The sequence below is a fragment of the Burkholderia sp. Bp9016 genome (assembly GCF_003857765.1).
Taxonomy (GTDB): Bacteria; Pseudomonadota; Gammaproteobacteria; order Burkholderiales; family Burkholderiaceae; genus Burkholderia.
On the sequence record NZ_QTPY01000097.1, the window covers coordinates 1 to 494 of the forward strand.

A 494-nucleotide genomic window follows, 5' to 3' on the forward strand; every position below is an offset into this window, starting at 1 on the left:
AAAAGGGGCGAAGGACCCGGTGGTCATTTCGCTCACCGGGATTTATCACAACCTGTTGAGGAAGTGGGCGGATGCGTAGCGTGATGCAGGAGCCTGTCATCGAGGCGTGAGGATCACCCCATCCCAAAGCCAAGGCGTAGGTTTTGGCGTAGGTAATTTGGGGGTGGAAATGAAGTTTGATGCGAACAAAATCCGTCGCATGGCTCAGGGTACTGACGAGCCGATCGACGGATTCGCTGGCTTGCGTATCAGTGCAGGAGCCAAGCGCAGAACTTGGGTCTATCGATACAAGTCACCGCTCGATGGCAAAATGAAGCAAATCAAGCTCGGCGAATGGCCGGTGATGCCCTTCTCTGCAGCGGTTACCGCATGGGAGGAGCAACGTCAGATTCGAAGCTCAGGTCTAGACGTGGCCCTGGTAATCCCCCCGTTTTCCACGGGGTTCAGAAATAGAAACTAAGCGGCCATGGCCAACCGCTGCTTTGGCGTAAATC

General features: G+C 55.1%; 1 protein-coding gene and 1 pseudogene. Both read left to right on the forward strand.

Going from position 1 to position 494, the window contains the following annotated elements; all coding sequences use genetic code 11:
* A pseudogene (locus tag DIE13_RS32590) lies at positions 1 to 79 on the forward strand (PKHD-type hydroxylase); the annotation flags it as partial.
* A 90-nt stretch (positions 80 to 169) separates the two neighbouring features.
* Positions 170 to 460 carry an Arm DNA-binding domain-containing protein gene (locus DIE13_RS32595; RefSeq protein ID WP_208447517.1) on the forward strand — a complete coding sequence of 97 codons (291 nt, stop codon included), beginning with the start codon at positions 170 to 172 and terminating at the stop codon, positions 458 to 460.
* Positions 461 to 494 lie beyond the last annotated feature (34 nt).